Below are 22,103 nucleotides of genomic sequence, written 5' to 3'. Positions count from 1 at the left end.
CCTGTCTCCTCGTGTTCGTCTTCATCGGATGCTGAACCTCGCTTGTGTGCCTTGCTCGAGCATGTCGGCGCTGACCTGGTACAGGTTGCGCGACACATAGCTCTCCACCTGGGCCGCGCGCGCGCGCAGCCAGCCGGCCTTGAGCGTGCGCGCCTCGGCGATCTCGGGCGCATCGCCGCCGGCCGTGGCCAGCAGGTCGATCACGTGCAATGCCAGCTGGGTGCGGCCCTGCGCGGCCAGCGCGCGGGCCTGGCGGACCACGGCGCCCTTGTCGGCGATCGCATCGGCCACGGCCTGGCCCACGGCCTCGGGCGGCTCGGGGTGCAGCGAGGTCGGATTGCGGTCCCACCAGCCGTTCTCCGAGCGGTAGATGTCGCGCACGATGTAGCTGGGGTCGCCGTAGGAAGGCTTCATCCAGGGCACGCCGAACAGCTCGTCGGGAAAGCGGATGCGCGCCAGCAGCTCGCGCTCGCCCAGGCCCTCGTTCATGCCGCGCACGACCTCGGCGCGCAGCCAGCGCAGCGCCTTCGCGGTGTGCAAGAGCACCTGCCGCACCTGAGCCTCGCCGTCGATGCTGGGGCCGAATTCGCGCACCGCCAGCCGCGCGCCCAGGCCGGCCAGCGCCTCCAGCGTGTCGGCCCAGCGTACCGTGTCGCGCAGCGTGCGGAACGGCGTGCCGATGTTGGGGATCGAGTCGATCAGCGCCGCGCCGCCGTACAGCACGCGCTGCGCCGGGCTCCACAGCGCGATCGCGTCGTCGGTCTCCGAGGGCGCCCAGCGCAGCTCCACGCGCTGCGCGCCCTGGCCCACCACCAGCAGCTCGTCGAAGGTCTCGGTCGGCTCGTGCATCGGCATGCGGTGCTCGAAGAAGCCCGGCCGCCGCCTGAACTGGATCTCGGCCATGCGCTGCTGCAGCGCATGCGTCTCGCGGTAGCGCGCCAGGCGGCGGCGCACGTTGCGGTGCGCGATCACGCGCGGCGGCGGTTCGCCGCGCGCGGCCGCATGGGCCAGCCACTGCGGCAGGCCGGCGTTGTAGCCGATGTGGCCATGGCTGAAGCACAGCGCGTGCAGCGGCGCGTCGGACAGCTGCCGCACGGCCTCCACCATGCCCTGCGTGACCGCGCCGCCCGGCCCGGTGTCGACGACGACCAGGCCGGCGTCGGTCTCGGCCACGAAGGACTGGCCCTGGCCGCGCAGGATGTGCAGGCCCGGCGCCACGGTCTCGGTGCCGCTGCCGACGATCAGGAAGGGCTTTTCGGCGGTCTCGGTGTTCATGCGTTCTCCTCCACGGGGGTGACGGGCGGCAGCGCATAGCGCCCGTCCAGCAGCTCGGCACGCGGCAGGTAGGCGCGCAGGCAAAGGTAGAAGCCTCCCGGCGGCGCCGGCAGCCAGTTGGCGCGGGCGGCGGCGGCGGCCGGCGGCGCGTGCGCGATGTGCAGCGTGAGGCCGCCATCGGCGTCGCGCTGCAGGCCGGGCGTGCGGTCGCCGATGGCGTAGCGGTCGATCGGGTTGTCGACCAGCATGTAGTCGCGGCTGTCGTACAGCGTGATCGACCAGAACGCGTCGACCGGCGGCAGCGCGCCGGGCGCGAAGTGCAGGCGGTAGCGCCGGCTGCCGTCCAGCGCCTGGCCCGCGCCGTCGCGCCAGGCGATCGGGTAGGTCGCCTCGCGGCTCTCCAGCATGCCGATGTACTTGAGCGCGACCAGCGCGCGCAACAGGTGGTCGCCGCCGAAGCCGCCCTCGACCACCGGCATCCACGTCCAGCCGCTCGCGCTCACCTGGCCGGCCTGCCGGGCGCGCAGGGCCGGCAGCACGCGGTCCAGCGCGGCCTGCAACGCGGCGCGCTGCGGTGCATCGAGCGGTCCGGCGTCCGCGGCGATGCCCAGCGCCGCGTAGCGTGCGAAGCGCGCGGCCTCGTGCGCGGGCGGCGGGTTCTCGCGCAGCGCCTGGCCGACCTGCGCGGCGAAGCCGTCGGCATCCAGCGGCGCCTTGGGGTCGCAGGCCGGGTCGAAGGCCAGCGGCCGCGGCGTGGCACCGCCCATGCCGGCCCGCCAGTCGGCCAGCGGCCGCACCGTGAAGCCGTCCTGCAGCGCATGCACGGCGGGCAGGTCCTGCGGACCGTCGACCAGGATGCGGCCGATGACCCAGAGCCAGCGCGTGGGCGCCGCGATGTGCGCGCCGGGCGCGTCGAAGCCGGCCGGCAGAACACCGGTCCAGCCCGGCGGCGTAATCAGGAAGGCACGCGCCTGCGTGCCCGTGCAGCGCTGGCCGATGTGGGCGAAGGGCTCGGTGTAGAAGTCCAGCAGGCCCAGCACGTAGTAGCGCCCGGCGGTGTCGGGCACCTCGAGCACCAGCGGGCCCGCACCAAGGTCGAGCCAGGCGTTGGTGTAGAGCGTGTCGTTGTTGGGCGTGACCACGCGGCTCTTGCCGGCGCGCAGCAGCTCGCGCGCATGCGTGAACACGTTGCACCAGCGCCGGCCCTCGGGCGCAGCGCCGGCCGCTTCGGTGCGGCGCGGCGAGGTGGCGCCCCGCATGCGGCACATCTCGTACAGCGGGTAGGTGGCGAGCACGGCCTCGTCGGCCAGCGCATGGTCCAGATCGGTGACTGCCATCTCAGTTTTCCACGGCGCTGGCGCGCCACCCGCAGGACACGAAACCGGCACGCAAGCCGATGCTCCGAAGGCCGCGGAGCAGGCCATGCCAGCAGACGCGGCGGAACGGGCTCTGCCCGGCCGCCCGCGGCGCCCCCTGGAGGGGGGATGGGATTTCTACACGCAGTGAGAAATCCAAACGGGGGTGGTTCATTTCAGGCCTCCTGCACCTGCAGTGCCGGGATGCGCCAGCTGCGCACGCCCTCGCGCGGGTGGTACAGCCGCAGGATCAGGTAGAACGGGCCGGCCGGCGTGGGCAGCCAGTTGGTGGTGCGCGCCGGTGGCGCGTGGGAGAAGTCGATCTGCAGGCTGCCGTCGGGCTCGCGCTGCAGGCCGGGCGTGCGGTCGCCGATGGAATGCCGGCGCGCCGCGTTGCGGTACAGGAAGCGGTCGGCGTCGTACAGCGTGACCGACCAGAACGCATCGGCCGGCGGCATCTCGTCGGCCGCGAAGCGCAGACTGTAGCGCCGCCGCCCGTCCAGCGGCGCATGCTCGGCGTCGAAGTGGCCGGCGCCGTACAGCGCCTCGTCGGTGGCCAGCGCGCCCAGCCCGATGTAGGCGGTCAGCGCGCGCGTGAGGTAGTCGCTGCCGTAGCGGCCCGCGCGCGAGGCCAGCACCCAGGGCCGAGCACGCCGGCTGCGCGCGGCGGCCGCGACCAGCGCCACGCCCTCGGCAAAGCCCTCGACCAGGCCGGCGCGCAGCGGCGGGTCGATGCCGTCCCAGGCCAGGTGGGAGCCGGCCACCAGAGCGGCCTGGCCGAACCAGGCCAGCAGGCCCTGGTCCTCGGTGCGGCCCGGTGCGTCGGCGAGCGCGCGGCACAGGTTGGCGAAGAACAGCGGCGCCACCTGCGCGGCCGGCTGGCCCTGCTCGGAACAGGCGGCCATGGCGTCGACCGGCGCGCCCTCCCAGGCTTCGACGGCACCTGGTCGCCGCCCGGTGGGCGTGCCCGGCGCGGGTGCGAGCCGGATCTCGGCCTGCAGCGCCCGCGCGGCCGGCCAGTCGGCCTCGTCGCCGGCCAGAATGCGGCCGATCAGCCAGACCAGCGTGGTCGGGCAGCGCACCACGCGGTGGCCGGCCAGCGCCTCGGGCACGGGGTCGCCCGGGCCGACCAGCACCACCGTCTCGCCCGCGGCCGCGCAGTTGCGCGGGCCGAGGTTCTCGAAGTTCTCGGTATAGGCGTCGTACAGCGCCAGCACGAAGTAGCGGCCCGGGTGCGCGGCCGAGGACGGCACCTGCAGCAGGCGTGGCCCGTCGCCCAGGTGGATCCAGCCCGTGCTGTAGAGCAGGTCGTTGGCCGGCGTGACGATGTCGCGGTCCTGGTCGGTGGAGGGCCGCGGGCTGTGGTGCAACTGGTCGATCGGCATGCGCGCGTCCGAGCCCTGGTCGGGACCGGCCGCGGCCGCCGAGGTCTGCAACCGGCAGGTACGGAAGGACTCGACCAGCGGGTAGCCGTAGACGAAGGCCGACAGGCCGATGGCGCGGGCCTGGGCCTGGCGCGCCGCGGCCAGCGCGGCGGAGGATGGTGTGGTGCTCATGGGGGTGTCTCCTGGTGTGGGGTGTTCAGTCCAGCTTCACGCCGGTGGCCTGGATCAGCCGCAGCGTGACGGGCAGCGACTGGCGGTAGGCGGCAGTGGCTTCTTCGGGCGTGTTGCCGACCGGCTCGGCACCGAGCGCCTCGATGCGGCGGCTGGTCTCGGGCTGGTGCACGAGCTCGGCCACGGCGCGGCCCAGCCTGGCCACCACCGCGTCGGGCGTGCGGGCCGGCACCATCAGCGAGGTCGGCCCGGTCTGGGCGTAGACCTCGTCGGGATAGCCCTGCTCGGCGAAGGTCGGCACCGCGGGCAGCGCCCGCGCGCGCCGCGGGCCGGCCACGGCCAGCGCGCGCAGCTTGCCGGCGGCGATGTAGGGCTGCAGCGTGGTGACGGAGCCCACGGTCATCTGGATGGTGCCGGCGATCAGGTCGATCGCCATCGGCCCCTCGCCCTTGTAGGGCACGTGCAGGGTCTGCAGGCCGTAGGTCCTGTCCATGTAGACCTGGATCTGGTGCGGCTGCGTGCCGGGGCCCCAGGACCCCATGGCATAGCGCCCCGGGGCCTGACGCAGCACGGCCAGCAGGCTTTTCACATCCTGCGCCGGCAGCGAGGGGTGGACCGCCAGCACGGTGCGCATGGTCGCGATGTCCGAGACCATGCGCAGGTCGGTGCGCGGGTCGTAGGGCAGCTTGCTGTACAGCGCGAGGTTGGCGGCCACGGGCGCCGGCGTGGTCAGCAGCAGCGTGTGGCCGTCGGGCACGCTCTTGGCCACATGGTCGGTGCCGATGATGCCGCCCGCGCCGCTGCGGTTCTCCACCACCACGGGCTGGCCCAGCTTCCTGGCCAGGCCTTCGGCCAGCAGCCGCGCCAGCGTGTCGGTCGAGCCGCCGGGCTGGTACTGCACGACGATGCGGACCGGCTTGGACGGGTAGTCGGCCTCGGCTGCGCCCGCCGTGCCGAGCCCGCCCAGGGGCAGCAGCGCCAGCGCACCGCGCAGCAGGTGGCGGCGGCGCATCATGCAGCGCTCCCGACGACCAGTGCGTCCACCGCCACGCAGCCGCCCTCGCCCGCCGGCCGCGCGATCAGCGGATTGATCTCGGCGCTGGCCAGCGTGTCGCCGGCGCGCAGCGCGAAGTCCGCGAGCGCCTGCAGCGCGGCGGCCAGGGCATCCCGGTCCACCGGCGGGCGGCCGCGCGCGCCGTCCAGGATGGCGGCGCCGCGCAGCTCGCCGAGCATGGCCTGTGCATCGCCGGGCGCCAGCGGCAGCGGGCGCAGCACCACGTCGCGCAGCGTCTCCACATGGATGCCGCCCAGGCCGAACATCAGGATGGGGCCGAACACCGGGTCGCGGTGCACGCCGGCGATGCACTCCACGCCACGGCCGTCCACCATGCAGGCCACGAGCGCACCCTCCAACCGCGCTGCGGGCAACGCGGCCTGGGCACTGGCGCGCGTGCGTTCGAACGCGGCACGCACCTGCGCCGCGCCCTGGAGCCGCAGCGCCACGCCGCCCACGTCGGACTTGTGCGCGATGTCGGCACTGACCACCTTCAAGGCCACCGCGCCGCCCAGGGCCTCGGCCGCCGCCACGGCGGCATCGGCGTCGTGCACCACGCGGTGGGCCACCACGGGCACGCCGGCCTCGGCCAGCAGCGCGAGTGCAGCCGGCTCGGACAGCGCGCCGGGCGCCAGTGCCACCGCCGGGCCGGTGGCCGCCGCGGCCGGCGCCACCGCGCCGCGCTCGGGCAGGCTGGCCAGCGCCGCGACCGTGCGGATGCCGTCCGACGGGTCCGCGAACACCAGGCAGCGCATGGCCTCCAGCTCGGCGCGGCGCTCGGGTGCCAGCAGCGTGCTGACGGCCAGCAGCGTGTCGGGATAGGCCTCGCGCAGCGCGGCGACCAGCGAGCGCAGCACGGGCCAGAACGCATCCGATGCGCCGGCCGCCGCGAGGAAGCCCATCCAGGTGGCGAAGCGCTGGTCGTCCAGCATCAGGCGCGCGGCACGCTCCATGAGCGACAGGTCGTTCGTGACCTGGCCCGTGATGTCCACCGGATTGCGCGGCGCCGCGAACGGCACCCAGTCGCGCAGGCGGTTCTGCGCGGCCTCGCCGAGCGGGCGCACGTCCAGGCCCCGGGCCGAGGCATCGTCGGCCATGAGCGCGCCGACGCCGCCCGACAGCGTGAACAGGCCGATCGAGCGGTCGCGCGGGCGCCCGGCCACGGCCGCGCTGTGGGCCAGGTCGAAGAACTCGGTCAGCGTGCGGGCGCGCAGCACGCCGTAGCGGCGGAACACCGCGTCGTAGACGGCGTCGTCGCCGGCCAGCGCGGCCGTGTGCGAGGCCGCGGCTTGCGCGCCGAGCGCGGTGCTGCCGACCTTGACCATGACCACCGGCTTGCCCGCGGCCTGCGCCAGCGCCAGCGCGGCGCGCAGCCGTGGGCCGTCGCGGCAGCCCTCGATGTAGCCCATGATCACGTCGGTGCCGGGGTCCTGCGCCAGCCAGGCCAGGCAGTCGGCCAGCTGCACGTCGGCCTCGTTGCCGGTGGTGGCCCACAGCGACAGGCCGACGCCGCGCGCGCGCGCCATGGCATAGGCGTAGGCGCCGAACGCGCCCGACTGGCTGACCAGCCCAATGCGCCCGGGCTGCACGCGGCCCACGTTGGGCGCGGGCGAGAAGGTGGCGTACACATGGCGCGCCACGTTCATGAACCCCAGGCAGTTCGGCCCGATCAGCCGCACGCCGGCCGCGCGCGCCCTGGCACCCAGGCGCTCTTGCGCCGCCGCGCCCTCGGCGCCGACCTCGGCGAAGCCCGAGGAGAACAGCACCACGCCCTTGGCGCCGGCCTGCACGGCGTCGTCGAGGGCACTGTCCACGAGCGGCGCGGGCACGGCCAGGATGGCCAGGTCCACCGGCAGGCCGATGGCCTGCACGCTGGGCCAGGCCGGCAGGTCCTGGATGCGCTCGGCATGCGGGTTGACGGGGTACACGGCGCCGCCGAAGCCGAAGCGGCGCTGGTAGTCGACCGGGATGCCGCCGATCTTCTGCGCGCTGCTCGACGCGCCGACCACCGCGATCGAACGCGGTGCGAACAGGGCCGACAGCCCGGCGTGCTGGGATGCGAAGAGGTCCATGCGATGGGCTCCGGGTCAGAAGTTGTGGCGGATGCCGGCGGCCAGCACGCGCACGCCGTTTCCGCTGTCGGCCACGACCGGCACGCCGGCCAGCGTGGCCGAGGCGCCGCCGCGGTTGTCCAGTCCCAGCCAGCGGGCGTACAGCGCCGTGCGCTTGCTCAGGTGGTGGTCGTAGCCCAGCGTCCAGGCCAACTGCGCGCGGTCGCTGCCGCTGACCTTGCGCTGGGCGCCTTCGAGGATGAGGCTGGAGAAGGGCGTCACGGGGTAGGAGGCGCCGAGGCTGAACAGGCGCGCATCGGGCGCCGCCGCATGGCGGGCCGTGGTGCGCATGGCGTGGGCGTAGAGCGTCAGCTCGGCAAACTGGTAGCTCGCGCTGAGTGCGTGGTAGGTGGTCACCGCCGGCACGGCCACCGGCGCGGCGGCGGTACCGGAACGCGCGCGCTGGAAGCCATAGGCCACATACCAGGGCTTGCGCGACCAGCCGAAGGTGGCGCCCTTGAACTCGCCGCTGCGCCGGCTCGGCTCCGCCGCCTTGCTGGGTGCGTAGGCGATGTCCGCGAGGAAGGGGCTGCTGGCTGGTGTGCGGTAGCGCAGCATGCCGCTGGCGCGCGCCGCGAACGGCGTGATGCCGGGCTGCGCATCGGTGGCCGACACCAGGTTCAACGGCGAGAAGACGGCGTTCACGCCGTAGGGATCGGCCCTGAACAGCGTGTAGAACATCGGCGTGTACATGCGGCCGGCGTCGATCTGGCCCCAGGGGCCGGAGATGCCCACGAAGGCCTGGCGCGAGAACGCCAGGGCGGGGCCGGGCAGCGTGCCGGCACCGGTCTCGGGGTCGTAGCCGGCCTCCAGCAGGAAGTGCGCGTCCAGGCCGCCGCCCAGGTCCTCGGTGCCGCGAAAACCGATGCGCGATGCGGTGTGGCCGCCCTCCTTGAGGCCCGTGGTCGCGACGCCGCCAGAACTCGCCCGCGTCAGGGCCAGATCGACCGTGCCGTAGATCGCCACGTTGCCTTGTGCCCAGGCGCAGCCACAGGCCGCGAGCGCGAGGACCGCGCCGGCTGTCTTGTTCATCCGTCTTGTCTCCGTTGGTGTGCAGTGCGCCCAACGATAGAAATGCCTGCCGAACGAATCTGTCAACGCATTGACAGATTTGCGAACATCGCGCCCGGGAGAACCCTGTGATGCCGCCCTTGCCCACCCACGACGAAGCCACCGACAGCCGCGCGCTGATCGCCCGTGCGCTGCGCCTGATCGAGCTCTTCAGCAGCTGGCCCGACCAGCGGCTGGACGAGCTCATGCGCTCGGCGCGGCTGGAGCGCTACACGCGGCGCACGCAGCTGCTGTCGCAAGACCCGCTCAAGCGCGAACTGATGGCCGTGGTCTCGGGCTGCCTGGAGATCAGCAGCAGCAGCCGGCACGGCCGCAAGTACGTCAACGCACTGCTGGGGCCCGGCCAGGTGGCGCCGCTGGTGCGCCTGCTGGAGGACGTGCCGCTGCCCTACGACTACCACGCCCACGAGGACTCGGTGATCGTGCACCTGCCTTGCGACGCCGTGGTCGCCGTGCTGGACGCCGAACCGGTGCTGTGGCGCGGCGTGGCCAGGCTGGGCCTGCGGCGCCAGCGCCAGAGCGTCGCGCTGCTGCAGAACCAGATGCTGGCGCCCGTGCCCGGCCGCGTGGCGGCCACGCTGCTGAGCCTGGCGGAGATCTACGGTGCCCAGCAGGACCAGGGCGGGCTGGATCTGCGCGTGCGGCTGTCGCAGAACGACCTGGCCTCCATGCTGACGCTGTCGCGCCAGACCATCAACAAGGAACTGGGGCGCCTGGTCGCGCAGGGCGTGATCGAACTCAGCTACAAGCGCATCAGCATCCTCGACGCCCAGGCCCTGCGCCGGATCGCGGCCACGCCCTGAGGCGCGGGCTCAAGCCCGCTGGCGCAGCGTGGCCGAGGGCGCCTCGCCGAAGCGCTGCGCGTAGGCCTGGGCGAAGCGGCCCAGGTGCGTGAAGCCGCAGTCCAGCGCCACCGTGGCCACCGTGGTGCCAGCCTGCGGCTCGCGCAGCCGGCGGTGCGCCACATCGAGCCGCAGCGAGCGCAGGTACTGCATGGGACTGCAGTCGCGCTCGCGCTGGAAGGCGTCCTGCAGCGTGCGCACGGGCACACCGGCGGCCTCGGCGATGTCGGGCATGCGCAGCGGCGCGTCGGCGTGCTCGCGCATGTAGGCCTCGGCGCGGCGCACGCAGGCGCGGCCGCCCTGCCCCGGGCGCAGCATGGGCGCGGACGCAAGCTCCTCCCAGGGCTGGCCGGCCAGCAGCAGCTGCACCAGCAAGCGCTCCATCTCCAGCGCCACCAGCGGGTGCGCATGCACCGCCCCCAGCATGGGCTCGGCATTGAGCAGCAGCTGCAGTTGCTGCAGCCAGGCCTGCAAGGCCGGGCGGCGCAGGTCGAAGGCGGTGTCGAAGCGGATGGCCCGGCCCGCGTGCGCCTCCAGCATGCGGCGGTCCAGCCGCAACACCAGTTGCTCGGCATCGGCCGACAGCGCGGCCAGGAAGCGCTCGCCGGGCGCGCAGGCCAAGCCCTGCAGCCCCCGCGTCTGCAGTGCCTGGCCGCCGACCAGCGTGTCGGCCTGGCCGCGCAGGCAGAACATCAGCAGGTGGTAGTCCTCCACATGCGCCACGTCCACGCGCATGGCCTCGCCGAAGGCGATGGTGCCGATGCCGATGCCGCCCACGCTGAGGTAGTCCATGTGGGCCCGGCCGCCGCGCGGCCGCGCGATGGGTTGCAGGCCGTGCGGCTGCATCACGCGCGAGATGCGTGTGCGCGTGTCCTCCAGGTCGTCGGACTCGAACAGGCGACGCGCGCGCAGCAGCGCGGGCTCGAACACGGCAGAGGTGGCTGGACGGGATGTCTGGCTGGTCAACACGGCGTGGTCTGGCGCAAGAAGCGCGCCAGCACGCGGTGGCGGCAGATCGCTGCGCAAAGCGGACAAGCGCCGCTCCCCCTTGCGCAAAGCGGATCGCCAGACGCCACCGGTCTTCGAACAATGGATGGCACGCGCTGCCACCGTGCAGCGCACCGCCACAGGACCCCAGCATGAACCATCCCGTCGACATCAGTGCACTGAAATCGATCAAGGCCACGGCCGAGGCGGCCGCCCTGGTGCACTTTCCGCAGCCCGATGGCTCGCGCGTGCCCTACGCCGTCTTCAGTTCGCAGGAGGTGTTCGAGCGCGAGCAGGACCGCATCTACCGCGGCCCGACCTGGAGCTTCGTCGCGCTGGACGCGGAGATTCCCACCGCCGGCGACTACAAGAGCACGTTCGTGGGCGACACCCCGGTCGTCGTCACGCGCCTGGACGACGGCGGCGTGGCCGCCTGGGTCAACCGCTGCGCGCACCGCGGCGCCATGGTCTGTCGCAACGCGCGTGGCAACGCCAGGACGCACACCTGCGTCTACCACCAATGGAGCTTCGACACGCGCGGCAACCTGCAGGGTGTGCCGTTCCGGCGCGGCAAGGACGGCGCACCCGGCATGCCGGCCGACTTCGATCCCAAGAACCACGGCCTGCGCCAGCTGCGCGCCGAAAGCTACCGCGGCCTGGTGTTCGCGAGCTTCAGCGACGCCGCGCCGCCCCTGGCCGAGTACATCGGCCCGCAGATGGCGCCCTGGGTCGACCGCGTCATGCACAAGCCGGTGGTCTACCTCGGTTGCACGCGCCAGTACGCCCGCTCGAACTGGAAGCTCTACTACGAGAACGTCAAGGACCCCTACCACGCCAGCCTGCTGCACCTGTTCCACACCACCTTCAACATCTTCCGCGTGGGCATGAAGGCGCGCTCCATCGCCGACGCGCGGCACGGCCTGCACAGCATCATCACGGCCACCAAGGCCGACGAGAGCGACACCGCCTCGGCCTACAAGCAGCAGGCCATCCGCTCCATGGACGAAGGCTTCCACCTCGAGGACGACTCGGTGCTGGGCTTCGTCTCGGAGTTCGCCGAAGACTGCACCAACCACATCCAGACGATCTTTCCGCAGCTCGTGCTGCAGCAGATCCACAACACGCTGGTGGCGCGCCAGGTGCTGCCCAAGGGGCCCGGCGAGTTCGAACTGGTCTTCCACTTCTTCGGCTACGCAGACGACACGCCCGAGCTGCGCGCGCTGCGCATCAAGCAGGCCAACCTGGTCGGCCCGGCCGGCTACATCTCGATGGAAGACACCGAGGCCACCGAACTGGTGCAGCGCGGCACGGCCCGCGATGCCGGCGCCACCTCGGTCATCGAGCTGGGCCGCTCGGACCCCAACCGCGAAGACACGATGGTCACCGAGAACCTGATCCGCAAGTTCTGGACGGGCTACCAACAACTGATGGGCTACTGAAATGGACACGATGCTGGCAGAACGCCCCACCACCACCGCATCGCTCGACAGCCTGCTGCTCTGGTTCGAGATCCACCAGCTCAACGAGCGCTACTGCGCCGCGCTGGACAACGACCGGCTCGAGGAATGGGCCACGCTGTTCACCGAGGACTGCCTCTACGAGATCGTGCCCAAGGAGAACGCCGACCTGGGCCTGCCCATCGGCCTCATCCACTGCAACAACCAGCGCATGCTGCGCGACCGTGTGGTCTCGCTGCGCCACGCCAGCATCTACGAGGACCACAGCTGCCGCCACATGAGCAGCGGCCTGGTGCTGCAGCAGCAGGCTGACGGCAGCGTGCAGGCTGAATCCAGCTACGTGGTCATCCAGACCCGCACCAACGGCGAGAGCTTCGTCTACCAGGCCGGCCGCTACCTGGACCGCATCGTGCGCACGCCGGCTGGCTGGCGCTACGCCCAGCGCCGCGTGATCTACGACACCTCGCGCGTCATCACCCTCCTCGCCACCCCGATCTGACATGGACACCACCACCATCCTGCAGCCCGCCGCCTGGACCGACGTGGGCGAACCCGACGACTTTCCCGACGGCGCGGTCTGGCCCGTCGTGGCCGGTGGCATGCCGATTGCTATGTTCCGGCAAGGGGAGTCGCTGCATGCGCTGCACGACCTGTGCACGCACGGCAACGCCCGGCTGTCCGACGGCTACGTCGAGGACGGCCGCATCGAATGCCCGCTGCACCAGGGCCTGTTCGACATCTGCACCGGTGCAGCCTGCGGCGGCCCGGTGACCGAGGACGTGCGCAGCTATCCGGTCCGCGTGCGCGACGGCCGCGTCGAGGTCGCCACGCCGCTGCTCCCCTGATCTGTCCACCCCACGGAGTGTCCATGCCCGCATCGAAGAGTTTTTTCCATCCGCGCCACGCTGGTGCCGTCCTGGCGCTGGCGCTGAGTGCCCATGCCGCCCTGGCCGCCGACCCGATCAAGGTCGGCCTGGCGCTGGACATCTCGGGCCCCTTCGCGGCCGGCGGCGCCGAGACGCGCGACGCCATCAACCTGGCCATCAAGCTGCTGGACGGCAAGCTCGGCGGCTACCCGGCCGAGTTCCTGCAGGCCGACACGGCAGGCAGCCCCGACCAGGCCAAGCAGGTCGTGGACCGCTTCCTCCAGCGTGACAAGATCGACTTCTTCACCGGTCCCACGCCGTCCAATGTGGCGCTGGCCGTGGGCCCGGCGCTGTTCGCGGCCAAGGTGCCCTTCATCACGAGCAACCCCGGCCCCAGCCAGTACGCGGGCGCGCAGTGCAACCCCTTCTTCTTCGGCCAGAGCTACCAGAACGACACCTGGGACGAAGCGGCAGGCCAGTGGGCCACCGACAAGGGCCTGAAGACCTCGTTCATCGTCGCGCCCAACTACCCAGCCGGTCGCGACCACCTGACCGGCTACAAGCGTTTGTACAAGGGCGAGGTGGTGGCCGAGGTCTACACCAAGGTCGGCCAGCTCGACTACGCGGCCGAACTGGCGCAGATCCGCGCGGCCAAGCCGCAGGCCGTGTACTTCTTCCTGCCCGGCGCCATGGGCATCAACTTCATCAAGCAGTTCGTGGCGGCCGGCCTGTCGCGCGACATCCAGCTCGTGACCGGCCCGGCCTCGGCCGACGAGGACACCATCGCCGCCGTGGGCGAGCCCATGCTGGGCCTGTTCTCCACCTCGCAGTACTCGCACGACGTGCCGAACGCGGCCAACCAGAAGTTCGTCGCCGAGTTCCGCAAGGCCTACAAGCGCTACCCGACCTTCTATGCGGCCCAGGCCTACGACGCCATCCTCGCGATGGACGCCGCCGTGCGCGACGTGAAGGGCCATGTGCAGGACCGCGCCGCCGTGCTCAAGGCCCTCAAGGCCGCCAACTTCCAGTCCATCCGCGGGCCGTTCAAGTACGGCAACAACAACTTCCCGATCCAGGACTACTACCTGCGCGTGATCGGCAAGGACGCCGACGGCAACATCACGAACAAGACGCTGTCCACCCCATTGAAGGGCTACCAGGACGCCTACCACCAGCTCTGCAAAATGAAGTGACCCACTGACGTGACGGCCACCCTCTTCATCGAACAGATGCTCAACGGCATCGGCTACGGCCTGATGCTGTTCCTGCTGGCCGCCGGGCTCACGCTGGTGTTCGGCATCATGGACGTCATGAACCTGGCGCACGGCTCGCTGTTCATGGGCGGGGCCTATGTGGCGGCCAGCGTGCACACGCAGACCGGCTCCTTCATCGGCGCGCTGCTCGCGGCGCTGGCCGTGGTGGTGCTGGTGGCGCTGGCGCTGGAGGCCCTGCTGGTGCGCCGGCTCTACGGCCGCGACCATCTGTCGCAGGTGCTGGCCACCTTCGGCATCATCCTGATCGCCGACGATCTCGTGAAGATGGCCTGGGGTCCCTCGCCCATCATGGCCTCTGCGCCGGCCGCGCTGGCCGGCCCGGTGGAGCTGATCCCCGGCCTGCCCTATCCGGCGTACCGCTTCGTGATCCTGGCGGCCGGCGTGCTCGTGGCGCTGGGCCTGTACGGGCTCGTGAACCACACACGCGTGGGCATGCTGGTGCGCGCCGGCGCATCGAACCGTGCCATGGCCGAGTGGATGGGCGTGCGCGTGGACCGCGTGTTCTCGCTCGTCTTCCTGCTCGGCGCGGCGCTCGCGGCGCTGGCCGGCGCGCTGATGGGCCCGCTCACGGCCGTGCAGGTGGGCATGGGCGAGGAGATCCTGATCCCTTCGCTCGTGGTGCTGGTCATCGGCGGCATCGGCTCGGTGCGCGGCGCCTTCGTGGCGGCCATGCTGGTCGGCCTGGTCGACACCATCGGCCGCGCCTTCGTGCCCATGGCGCTGCGCAGCGTGCTGCCGCCTACGCTGGTGTCCGACCTCGCGCCGCTGGTCGCAGGCCTGGCCACCTATGCGCTGATGGCCGGCGTGCTGGCCTTCAAACCCACCGGCCTGTTCCCCGCCCGCGGCTGACCATCCCATGCATTCCTCGCTGTCCCGCTGGCTGCCCTGGGCCGTGTTCGCCCTGCTCGCGGCCTTTCCGCTGCTGGCCCCGTTGCTGGGACTGGACTACTACATCAACTTCGTGCGCCGCGCGCTCGTCTTCGCGCTGGCCGCGGCCAGCCTGAACTTCATCCTGGGCTACGGCGGCCTCGTGGCGCTGGGCCACATGGGCTTCGTGGGCGTGGGCGCCTACACGCTGGTGGCGCTGGCCGATGCCGGGCAGACCTCGGCCTGGCTGCTGTGGCCGGCCGCGATGGCGGTGGCGGGCGGCATGGCCGCGCTGATCGGGCTGGTGGCGCTGCGCACGCGCGGCGTGTACTTCATCATGATCACGCTGGCCTTCGCCCAGATGCTGTACTTCGTCGCGGTCGCGCTGCGCGCCTACGGCGGCGACGACGGCTACAACCTCATGGAACGCCCGCAGTTCGGCCTGGGCCTGGACAGCATGCACGAGCCCACCTTCTACTGGGTCGTGCTGGTGCTGTTCGCGGCCGCGATGGCCATGCTCAACCGCGCCACCGTCTCGCGCTTCGGCCATGCCTTGATGGGCATCCGCGACAACGAGACGCGCATGCAGGCCATGGGCTTCCCGGTGTTCCGGCTGCGGCTGGCGGCCTTCGCCATGGCCGGCGCGCTGGCCGGCCTGTCCGGTGCGCTGCTGGTCTCGCACAACAGCTTCGTGAGCCCGCAGCTCATGCACTGGACGCAGTCGGCCACGCTGGTCGTGATGGTGGTCATCGGCGGCGTGGGCCGGCGCTGGGGCGGGCCGGTGGGCGCTGCGGTCTGGATCGGGCTCGAAGAGCTGGTCAAGCTGCACACCGAGTACTGGCACCTGCCGCTGGGCGTGCTGCTGATCGCCATCGTGTTCCTGGCGCCGAAGGGGCTGGCCAGCGTGCTGGAACGGCGTCCTGCCCGGAGCACGCCGCTGCAGGAGGTCTTGCCATGAGCTTCTTCCAGGTCGAAGGCCTCGTCAAACGCTTCGGCGCACTGCTGGCCACGGACCATGTCTCCTTCACGGTGCAACCCGGCGAGATCCATGCACTGATCGGCCCCAACGGCGCCGGCAAGTCCACGCTCGTGAACCTGATCTCGGGCCTGATGCCGCCCGATGCGGGCCGCGTGCTGCTCGACGGCCAGGACCTCACGCGCCTGCCCATGCACGCGCGCGTGCGCGCCGGCCTGTCGCGCTGCTTCCAGATCACGAGCATCTTCCGCGAGGCCACCGTGCGCGACAACCTGCTGCTGGCGGCCCAGGCCCATGCGGGCTCCAGCTTCGGCCTGCTGCGCGACCGGCGCCACGAGCGCCCGCTGGCCGACACCGCGCAGGCCCTGGCCGAGCGCGTGGGCCTGGCCTCCGACCAGCACCGCGTGGCCGGCACCCTGCCCCACGGCGCCCAGCGCAAGCTCGACGTGGCGCTGGCCCTGGCCGCCAAGCCCAAGCTGCTGCTGCTCGACGAGCCCATGGCCGGCATGGGCCCCGAAGACTCCGAACGCATGACCGAACTGATCCGCCAGCTCCAGCGCGACATGGCCATCCTCCTGATCGAGCACGACATGAAGGCCGTGTTCGCGCTGGCAGACCGCATCTCGGTGCTGGTCTACGGCAAGGTACTGGTGTCGGGCGATGTGGACGCGATCCGCGGCAATCCGCAGGTGCAGGCCGTCTACCTGGGCACCGAAGAACCGGCCGGAGCACCCGCCTGATGGCCGCCCCGGAACCCATCCTCCAGGCGCGCCAACTGCAGGCCGGCTACGGCGCGAGCCAGGTGCTGTTCGGCGTGGATCTGGACATTCCCGCGGGCCAGGTGGTGACCCTGCTGGGCCGCAACGGCATGGGCAAGAGCACCACGATCAAGACGCTGATCGGCGCGCTGGCGCTGCGCGGCGGCAGTGTGCGTTTCGGCGGCCAGCCGCTCGCGGGCCTGCGCGCCGACGCCATCGCGCGGCTGGGCATCGCCATCGTGCCCGAAGGCCGCCAATGCTTTCCCAACCTCACCGTGCGCGAGCACCTGCTGGCCTTCGCCGACCAGCGCAACGGCCAGCGTGGCGGCTGGGACCTGGCCCGGCTCTACGCGCTGTTCCCGCGCCTGAAGGAGCGGGAGAACAACATGGGCAACCAGCTCTCGGGCGGCGAGCAGCAGATGCTGGCCATCGCGCGCGCGCTGTCGACCAATCCGCGGCTGCTGATCCTGGACGAAGCCACCGAGGGCCTGGCGCCCGTCATCCGCGAGGAGATCTGGCGCTGCCTGGCGCGGCTCAAGGCCGATGGCCAGACCACGCTGGTGGTCGACAAGTACATCGAGCGTCTGCTGCCGCTGGCCGACCACCATGTGGTGCTGGAGCGCGGCCGCGTGGTCTGGCAGGGCGATTCGGCCGCGCTGGACGGCGACCGCGGCGTGTGGGCGCACTACCTGGGGGTCTAACGTCCCCAGCGCAACACCAGCGGGTCGAGCCGGCGAGCCGTCTCAAGCAGCCCCTTGCGCACCTCGGGGTGCATGGCCGGCCAGGGCGCGCGCGGTGCGTCGCAGGCGATCACGCCGCCCTCCAGCATCAGCGCCTTGGCCGCCAGGAAGCCGGCCTGGCGGTTTTCGTAGTTGATCAGCGGCAGCCAGCGCGTGTATTGCGCGATGGATTCCTCCCGGTTGCCGGCGACAAACGGGTCCATGATCTGGCGGATGCCGTCGGGGTAGCCGCCGCCCGTCATCGCGCCGGTCGCGCCAGCGTCCAGGTCGGGGATCAGCGTGATCGCCTCCTCGCCGTCCCAGGGGCCTTCGATGGCGTCTCCGCCCAGCCGGATCAGCTCGCGCAGCTTGCCCGCGGCGCCCGCCGTCTCGATCTTGAAGTAGCTCAGGTGCTCGATCTCTTGCGCCATGCGCGCGAGGAAGGCCGCCGACATCGGCGTGCCGGCGGCCGGCGCGTCCTGCACCATGATGGGAATGTCGATGGCGTCCGACAGCGCGGCATAGAAGCCGTGGATCTGCGGTTCGCCCACGCGGAAGGTGGCGCCGTGGTAGGGCGGCATCACCATGACCATGGCCGCGCCCATGTCCTGCGCGCGGCGGCTGCGCTCGGCACAGACCCTGGTGGAGAAGTGCGTGGTCGTCACGATCACGGGCACGCGGCCGGCCACGTGCTCGAGCACGGTGCGGGTGAGCAGTTCGCGCTCGTCGTCGGCGATCAGGAACTGCTCGGAGAAGTTGGCCAGGATGGCCAGGCCGTGCGAGCCCGCGTCGATCATGAAGTCGACGCAGCGCTTCTGGCTGGCGAGGTCCAGGCTGCCGTCCTCGTGGAAGGTGGTCGGGACGACGGGGAAGACGCCTTGGTAGCGGGGTTTGGTCATGGAGTGGGTTTGCTCAGTGGGAGTGGCGTGGCACGTCGGCGCCGCGGCAGCCGACCAGGAAGTCGAAGTCGCAGCCCTCGTCGGCCTGCAGCACGTGTTGCACGTAGAGCCCGGCGTAGCCGCCGCGCACAGCCGGGGCCCCACGCGCGGCCTGCGCGGCGCGATCGGCCAGGCGGCGTGCCAGTTCTTCGTCGGAGATGTCCAGGTGCAGCCGGCCGCCCGCGCAGTCCAGCTCGATCCAGTCGCCGTCCTGCACGGCCAACAGCGGGCCGCCCGCGCCGGCCTCGGGCGCCACGTGCAGCACCACGGTGCCGTAGGCCGTGCCGCTCATGCGCGCGTCCGAGATGCGCACCATGTCCTTGATGCCGCGCCGCAGCAGCTTGGGCGGCAGGCCCATGTTGCCGACCTCGGCCATGCCGGGGTAGCCGCGCGGGCCGCAGTTCTTGAGCACCAGCACCGAGTCGGCGTCCACCTCCAGCGATTCGTCGACGATGCGCTCCTTGTAGTGCTCCAGGTTCTCGAAGACCACGGCGCGGCCGCGGTGCTGCAGCAGCGCGGGCGTGGCGGCCGAGGGCTTGAGCACGGCGCCGCGCGGCGCCAGGTTGCCGCGCAGGATGCGCATGCCGCCGTCGGGCAGCAGCGGCTTGTCCAGCGGGCGGATCACCTCGTCGTCGTAGCTGGGCGCGTCCTTCACGTTGTCCCACAGCGTGTGGCCGTTCACGGTCAGCGCCTCGGGATGCGGCAGCAGGCCGTGCTCGCCCAGGCGCCGCAGCACGGCCGGCAGGCCGCCCGCGTAGTAGAACTCCTCCATCAGGAAGCGGCCCGAGGGCATCAGGTCGACCAGCGTGGGCGTGCCGGCGCCGATGCGTGTCCAGTCCTCCAGCTCCAGTGGCACGCCGATGCGGCCGGCGATGGCCTTCAGGTGGATCACGGCGTTGGTGGAGCCGCCGATGGCCGCGTTCACGCGGATCGCGTTCTCGAAGGCCTGGCGCGTGAGGATCTTCGACAGGCTCAGCCCCTCGCGCGCCATCGCCACGGCGCGCGCGCCCGACATCTGCGCCAGCACGTAGCGCCGCGCATCCACGGCGGGAATCGCCGCGTTGTGCGGCAGCGAGGTGCCCAGCGCCTCGGCCATGCAGGCCATGGTGGAGGCCGTGCCCATGGTGTTGCAGGTGCCGGCCGAGCGCGACATGCCGCCTTCGGCCGCCAGGAACTGGTGCAGGTTGATCTCGCCGGCCTTGAACGACTCGTGCAGCTGCCACACGGCCGTGCCCGAGCCGATGTTGCGGCCCTCGAGCTTGCCGTTGAGCATGGGCCCGCCCGTGACCACGATGGCCGGGATGTCGCAGCTGGCCGCGCCCATCAGCAGCGCGGGCGTCGTCTTGTCGCAGCCGGTCAGCAGCACCACCGCATCGATGGGGTTGCCGCGGATGGCCTCCTCCACGTCCATGCTGGCCAGGTTGCGCGTGAGCATGGCAGTCGGCCGCAGATTGGACTCGCCGTTGGAGAACACCGGGAACTCCACCGGGAAACCGCCCGCCTCGGAGATGCCGCGCTTGACGTGCTCGGCGATCTTGCGGAAGTGCGCGTTGCACGGCGTCAGCTCCGACCAGGTGTTGCAAATGCCGACGATGGGCCGGCCGTCGAACTCGTGGTCGGGAATGCCTTGGTTCTTCATCCAGCTGCGGTACATGAAGCCGTTCTTGTCGGCCGTGCCGAACCATTCGCTGGAGCGCAGTTTCTTCTGGGTCATGGAGATCTCACCGGTGGGGGCCGCGCGCCGTGATGAAGCGCTGCAGCAGACAGAACACGAACAGCAGCGCGCCCACGACGATGCGCGTCCACCACGAGCTCAGCGTGCCGTCGAAGGAAATCAGCGTCTGGATGATCCCGAGCATCAGCACACCGAACAGCGTGCCGGCCAGGTAGCCCACGCCGCCCGAGAGCAGCGTGCCGCCGATGACGACGGCGGCGATCGCGTCCAGTTCCAGCCCGAGCGCGTGCAGACCATAGCCCGACAGCATGTAGAAGGTGAACAGCACGCCGGCCAGCGCAGAGCACAGCCCAGACAGGGCGTAGACCCCCACCAGCGTGCGCCGCACCGGCAGGCCCATGAGCCGCGCCGACTGCTCGTTGCCGCCGATGGCGTAGACCGTGCGGCCGAAAGGCGTCCAGTGCGCCACGTAGATGGCCAGTGCCAGCACCACCAGCGCGATCACGGCCGAGAGCGACAAGGAGGTTTCGCCCGGCAGCGGAACACGGATCTGCGCGAGGTCCGAGTACGCCTCGCTCGTGATGCTGATGGAGTCGATGCTGATGAGGTAGCACAGCCCGCGCGCGAGAAACATGCCGGCCAGCGTGACGATGAAGGGTTGCAGCCGGAAGCGCTCGATCAAGAGCCCCATGAAACCACCGAACAGCGTGCCCATCACGAGCACCAGCGGGATGGTGGCTGCGGGGCTCCAGCCATGCCGCTCGACCAGCGCGGCCGAGACCATGGTGGTCAGCGCGATGACGGAGCCCACCGACAGGTCGATGCCGCCGGTGAGGATCACGAAGCTCATGCCGACGGCCACCACCAGCACGAAGGCGTTGTCGATCAGCAGGTTCAGGAACACCTGGGCCGAGAAGAAGCCGTCGTAGCGCAGGCTGCCCAGCGTGGCCACGGCGAAGAACAGCGAGATGGTGGCGGCCAGCGGCAGGTACTTGGGGTCCAGCCGCGGGGGGCTGGCCGCGGGCGGCATGTGCGGTGCGGGCACGCTGCTCATCGCATGCCTCCGGCCGGCCGCACGGCCAGCACGCGCAGCGTGGCGCGGAACTCGGACGATTGCAGCAGCATCACGGCGAACACCACCACGGCCTTGACCACGAGGTTGATCTCGGGTGGCACGCCCAGCGAGTAGATGGCGTAGGTCAGCGTCTGGATGATCAGCGCGCCGATCGCGCTGCCGACCAGGCTGAAGCGCCCGCCGGTGAGCAGGGTTCCGCCCAGGGTCACGGCGAGGATGGCATCGAGTTCCAGCAGCTGGCCCGCATTGTTGGCGTCCGCGCTCTTGATGTTGGAGCTGATCAACAGCCCCGCCATGCCCGCGCACAGACCGCAGACCGCGTAGGCACCCAGGACGAGCCGCTTCGCCCGCACGCCCGCCACGCGGGCAGCCGTGGGGTTGATGCCCACCGACTGGATGAACAGGCCCAGCGCGGTGCGCGTGGCGGCCAGGTACAACAGGCCGAACACGGCAGCCACCACGAACACCGAGAACGGCAGGCCCAGCAGGTAGCCGCCGCCCAGCAAGAAGAAGGGCTTGTGGTAGACCGTGAGGATCTGCCCGTCGGTGATGAGCTGCGCGATGCCGCGCCCGGCCACCATCAGGACCAGCGTGGCAATGATGGGCTGCATGCCCACGCCGGCCACGAGCACGCCGTTCCACAGCCCGCAGGCGAGCGCCACACCCAGGGCCGCCACGATGGCCAGCGGCAGGCCGAAGCGCGCCGTGCCGTCCACGTTGCCGCCGATGGCCCAGGCCGCCACGGCCGCGCTGATGGCCACCACCGCGCCGACCGAGATGTCGATGCCGCGCGTGGCGATCACCAGCGTCATGCCCAGCGAGACCAGGATCAGCGGGGCGGCGCGGTTCAGGATGTCGATGAGGCTGCCGTAGAGGTGGCCCTCGCGCCATTCGATGCGCAGGAAGCCCGGGTTGAAAGCGGCGTTGACGATCAGCAGGATGGCCAGCGTGACCAGGGGCCAGGCAAGGCGGTGGTGCATCCAGCGGGTCATGTCATGCACCCGCAACGCTTGGCGCTCGCTTGCGCGCTGTGACTGGGTTGCGCGCGGGCCGAGGCCACCGGGTGGCCCCTTCCGCGAATGTCCCCCGCCAGGGCCGCAGGCGGCCCAGGCTCCTCCTTGATTTCGCTGCAGGGGCCACCCGATGCCCTCGTCCCTGGAGACGTCGCGTCGTGCCGGCCGATCAAGCACGAGGCGTCCAGACCACGACGATGGTGTGCTCCACGCAGCGAAATAAAGAAGGAGCCG

General features: G+C 71.4%; 20 protein-coding genes. 9 read left to right on the top strand and 11 right to left on the bottom strand.

The features are described from left to right. Positions 1-21: 21 nt before the first annotated feature. From ASF45_RS26365 to ASF45_RS26340, 6 genes are all read right to left on the bottom strand, one after another. The gene (locus ASF45_RS26365; RefSeq protein ID WP_056670524.1) at positions 22-1,275 is read right to left on the bottom strand and encodes an alkyl sulfatase dimerization domain-containing protein; all 1,254 of its coding nucleotides are present in this window, start codon (positions 1,273-1,275) and stop codon (positions 22-24) included. Continuing rightward, on the bottom strand, positions 1,272-2,612 hold the full coding sequence (locus tag ASF45_RS26360) for a DUF1254 domain-containing protein (protein WP_056670522.1): 1,341 nt from the start codon (positions 2,610-2,612) through the stop codon (positions 1,272-1,274). Before ASF45_RS26360 ends, ASF45_RS26365 begins: the two co-directional genes overlap by 4 nt. Before the next feature lie 194 nt (positions 2,613-2,806). After that, positions 2,807-4,186: a DUF1254 domain-containing protein gene (locus ASF45_RS26355; RefSeq protein WP_056670518.1), complete on the bottom strand. Its 1,380-nt coding sequence runs from the start codon at positions 4,184-4,186 to the stop codon at positions 2,807-2,809. A gap of 25 nt (positions 4,187-4,211) precedes the next feature. Then, positions 4,212-5,201 (bottom strand): tripartite tricarboxylate transporter substrate binding protein, encoded by a 990-nt coding sequence (locus ASF45_RS26350; RefSeq protein ID WP_056670513.1) that lies wholly within the window; start codon positions 5,199-5,201, stop codon positions 4,212-4,214. After that, positions 5,198-7,312 carry an acetate--CoA ligase family protein gene (locus ASF45_RS26345; RefSeq protein WP_056670512.1) on the bottom strand — a complete coding sequence of 705 codons (2,115 nt, stop codon included), beginning with the start codon at positions 7,310-7,312 and terminating at the stop codon, positions 5,198-5,200. Before ASF45_RS26345 ends, ASF45_RS26350 begins: the two co-directional genes overlap by 4 nt. Before the next feature lie 15 nt (positions 7,313-7,327). Next, positions 7,328-8,383 (bottom strand): porin, encoded by a 1,056-nt coding sequence (locus ASF45_RS26340; protein ID WP_056670507.1) that lies wholly within the window; start codon positions 8,381-8,383, stop codon positions 7,328-7,330. Between the two features lie 110 nt (positions 8,384-8,493). Between ASF45_RS26340 and ASF45_RS26335 the strand changes: the two genes are divergently transcribed. Continuing rightward, positions 8,494-9,225 (top strand): Crp/Fnr family transcriptional regulator, encoded by a 732-nt coding sequence (locus ASF45_RS26335; RefSeq protein WP_063887789.1) that lies wholly within the window; start codon positions 8,494-8,496, stop codon positions 9,223-9,225. Between the two features lie 9 nt (positions 9,226-9,234). Here ASF45_RS26335 and andR read toward each other — a convergent pair whose 3' ends face one another. After that, positions 9,235-10,233 (bottom strand): anthranilate 1,2-dioxygenase regulatory protein AndR, encoded by a 999-nt coding sequence (andR, locus tag ASF45_RS26330; protein ID WP_063887788.1) that lies wholly within the window; start codon positions 10,231-10,233, stop codon positions 9,235-9,237. A gap of 170 nt (positions 10,234-10,403) precedes the next feature. Between andR and andAc the strand changes: the two genes are divergently transcribed. Genes andAc through ASF45_RS26290 form a run of 8 tightly spaced genes read left to right on the top strand, consistent with a single transcriptional unit; the run spans position 10,404 to position 17,150 of the window. After that, on the top strand, positions 10,404-11,690 hold the full coding sequence (gene andAc / locus ASF45_RS26325; RefSeq protein ID WP_056670503.1) for an anthranilate 1,2-dioxygenase large subunit AndAc: 1,287 nt from the start codon (positions 10,404-10,406) through the stop codon (positions 11,688-11,690). 10 nt (positions 11,691-11,700) lie between these two features. After that, positions 11,701-12,207 carry an anthranilate 1,2-dioxygenase small subunit AndAd gene (gene andAd / locus ASF45_RS26320; protein ID WP_056670934.1) on the top strand — a complete coding sequence of 169 codons (507 nt, stop codon included), beginning with the start codon at positions 11,701-11,703 and terminating at the stop codon, positions 12,205-12,207. Between the two features lies 1 nt (position 12,208). After that, positions 12,209-12,553 carry a non-heme iron oxygenase ferredoxin subunit gene (locus tag ASF45_RS26315; protein WP_056670500.1) on the top strand — a complete coding sequence of 115 codons (345 nt, stop codon included), beginning with the start codon at positions 12,209-12,211 and terminating at the stop codon, positions 12,551-12,553. A 23-nt stretch (positions 12,554-12,576) separates the two neighbouring features. Then, positions 12,577-13,767: an ABC transporter substrate-binding protein gene (locus ASF45_RS26310; RefSeq protein WP_156473187.1), complete on the top strand. Its 1,191-nt coding sequence runs from the start codon at positions 12,577-12,579 to the stop codon at positions 13,765-13,767. Between the two features lie 36 nt (positions 13,768-13,803). Beyond that, on the top strand, positions 13,804-14,697 hold the full coding sequence (locus ASF45_RS26305) for a branched-chain amino acid ABC transporter permease (protein WP_056670932.1): 894 nt from the start codon (positions 13,804-13,806) through the stop codon (positions 14,695-14,697). 7 nt (positions 14,698-14,704) lie between these two features. Then, a complete protein-coding gene (locus ASF45_RS26300) occupies positions 14,705-15,673 on the top strand; it encodes a branched-chain amino acid ABC transporter permease (RefSeq protein ID WP_056670494.1) in 969 nt (322 codons plus the stop codon). Next, entirely contained in the window at positions 15,670-16,431 is a 762-nt protein-coding gene (locus ASF45_RS26295; protein ID WP_056670491.1) for an ABC transporter ATP-binding protein, read from the top strand. The genes ASF45_RS26300 and ASF45_RS26295 overlap by 4 nt, the downstream gene beginning before the upstream one ends. Beyond that, positions 16,431-17,150 carry an ABC transporter ATP-binding protein gene (locus ASF45_RS26290; protein WP_056670488.1) on the top strand — a complete coding sequence of 240 codons (720 nt, stop codon included), beginning with the start codon at positions 16,431-16,433 and terminating at the stop codon, positions 17,148-17,150. The genes ASF45_RS26295 and ASF45_RS26290 overlap by 1 nt, the downstream gene beginning before the upstream one ends. On the opposite strand, the gene ASF45_RS26285 is transcribed toward ASF45_RS26290, so the two are convergent. From ASF45_RS26285 to ASF45_RS26270, 4 genes are read right to left on the bottom strand one after another with little or no spacing between them, the layout of a single operon-like run. Then, a complete protein-coding gene (locus ASF45_RS26285; RefSeq protein ID WP_056670485.1) occupies positions 17,147-18,067 on the bottom strand; it encodes a dihydrodipicolinate synthase family protein in 921 nt (306 codons plus the stop codon). The genes ASF45_RS26290 and ASF45_RS26285 overlap by 4 nt on opposite strands. Before the next feature lie 13 nt (positions 18,068-18,080). Further along, a complete protein-coding gene (locus tag ASF45_RS26280; protein WP_369802171.1) occupies positions 18,081-19,820 on the bottom strand; it encodes an IlvD/Edd family dehydratase in 1,740 nt (579 codons plus the stop codon). A gap of 7 nt (positions 19,821-19,827) precedes the next feature. After that, positions 19,828-20,835, bottom strand: a complete 1,008-nt coding sequence (gene yjfF / locus ASF45_RS26275; protein ID WP_056670479.1) for a galactofuranose ABC transporter, permease protein YjfF — start codon at positions 20,833-20,835, stop codon at positions 19,828-19,830. Beyond that, positions 20,832-21,836 (bottom strand): ABC transporter permease, encoded by a 1,005-nt coding sequence (locus ASF45_RS26270; RefSeq protein WP_235581043.1) that lies wholly within the window; start codon positions 21,834-21,836, stop codon positions 20,832-20,834. Before ASF45_RS26270 ends, yjfF begins: the two co-directional genes overlap by 4 nt. Positions 21,837-22,103: the final 267 nt, after the last annotated feature.

Origin of the sequence: Pseudorhodoferax sp. Leaf265 (assembly GCF_001422365.1) — a bacterium.
Taxonomy (GTDB): Bacteria; Pseudomonadota; Gammaproteobacteria; order Burkholderiales; family Burkholderiaceae_C; genus Pseudorhodoferax.
This window is presented reverse-complemented; position numbering and strand designations above follow the sequence as displayed.

What these genes read in the sequence shown, in the direction of transcription:
- ASF45_RS26280 (WP_369802171.1), bottom strand. Translation starts at nt 19,820, where the DNA reads ATGACCCAGAAGAAACTGCGCTCCAGCGAATGGTTCGGCACGGCCGAC.
- ASF45_RS26290 (WP_056670488.1), top strand. Translation starts at nt 16,431, where the DNA reads ATGGCCGCCCCGGAACCCATCCTCCAGGCGCGCCAACTGCAGGCCGGC.
- ASF45_RS26335 (WP_063887789.1), top strand. Translation starts at nt 8,494, where the DNA reads ATGCCGCCCTTGCCCACCCACGACGAAGCCACCGACAGCCGCGCGCTG.
- ASF45_RS26300 (WP_056670494.1), top strand. Translation starts at nt 14,705, where the DNA reads ATGCATTCCTCGCTGTCCCGCTGGCTGCCCTGGGCCGTGTTCGCCCTG.
- ASF45_RS26295 (WP_056670491.1), top strand. Translation starts at nt 15,670, where the DNA reads ATGAGCTTCTTCCAGGTCGAAGGCCTCGTCAAACGCTTCGGCGCACTG.
- ASF45_RS26345 (WP_056670512.1), bottom strand. Translation starts at nt 7,312, where the DNA reads ATGGACCTCTTCGCATCCCAGCACGCCGGGCTGTCGGCCCTGTTCGCA.
- ASF45_RS26360 (WP_056670522.1), bottom strand. Translation starts at nt 2,612, where the DNA reads ATGGCAGTCACCGATCTGGACCATGCGCTGGCCGACGAGGCCGTGCTC.
- yjfF (WP_056670479.1), bottom strand. Translation starts at nt 20,835, where the DNA reads ATGAGCAGCGTGCCCGCACCGCACATGCCGCCCGCGGCCAGCCCCCCG.
- andAc (WP_056670503.1), top strand. Translation starts at nt 10,404, where the DNA reads ATGAACCATCCCGTCGACATCAGTGCACTGAAATCGATCAAGGCCACG.
- ASF45_RS26355 (WP_056670518.1), bottom strand. Translation starts at nt 4,186, where the DNA reads ATGAGCACCACACCATCCTCCGCCGCGCTGGCCGCGGCGCGCCAGGCC.
- ASF45_RS26315 (WP_056670500.1), top strand. Translation starts at nt 12,209, where the DNA reads ATGGACACCACCACCATCCTGCAGCCCGCCGCCTGGACCGACGTGGGC.
- ASF45_RS26305 (WP_056670932.1), top strand. Translation starts at nt 13,804, where the DNA reads ATGCTCAACGGCATCGGCTACGGCCTGATGCTGTTCCTGCTGGCCGCC.
- ASF45_RS26270 (WP_235581043.1), bottom strand. Translation starts at nt 21,836, where the DNA reads ATGCACCACCGCCTTGCCTGGCCCCTGGTCACGCTGGCCATCCTGCTG.
- ASF45_RS26340 (WP_056670507.1), bottom strand. Translation starts at nt 8,383, where the DNA reads ATGAACAAGACAGCCGGCGCGGTCCTCGCGCTCGCGGCCTGTGGCTGC.
- ASF45_RS26365 (WP_056670524.1), bottom strand. Translation starts at nt 1,275, where the DNA reads ATGAACACCGAGACCGCCGAAAAGCCCTTCCTGATCGTCGGCAGCGGC.
- andAd (WP_056670934.1), top strand. Translation starts at nt 11,701, where the DNA reads ATGCTGGCAGAACGCCCCACCACCACCGCATCGCTCGACAGCCTGCTG.
- ASF45_RS26285 (WP_056670485.1), bottom strand. Translation starts at nt 18,067, where the DNA reads ATGACCAAACCCCGCTACCAAGGCGTCTTCCCCGTCGTCCCGACCACC.
- ASF45_RS26310 (WP_156473187.1), top strand. Translation starts at nt 12,577, where the DNA reads ATGCCCGCATCGAAGAGTTTTTTCCATCCGCGCCACGCTGGTGCCGTC.
- ASF45_RS26350 (WP_056670513.1), bottom strand. Translation starts at nt 5,201, where the DNA reads ATGATGCGCCGCCGCCACCTGCTGCGCGGTGCGCTGGCGCTGCTGCCC.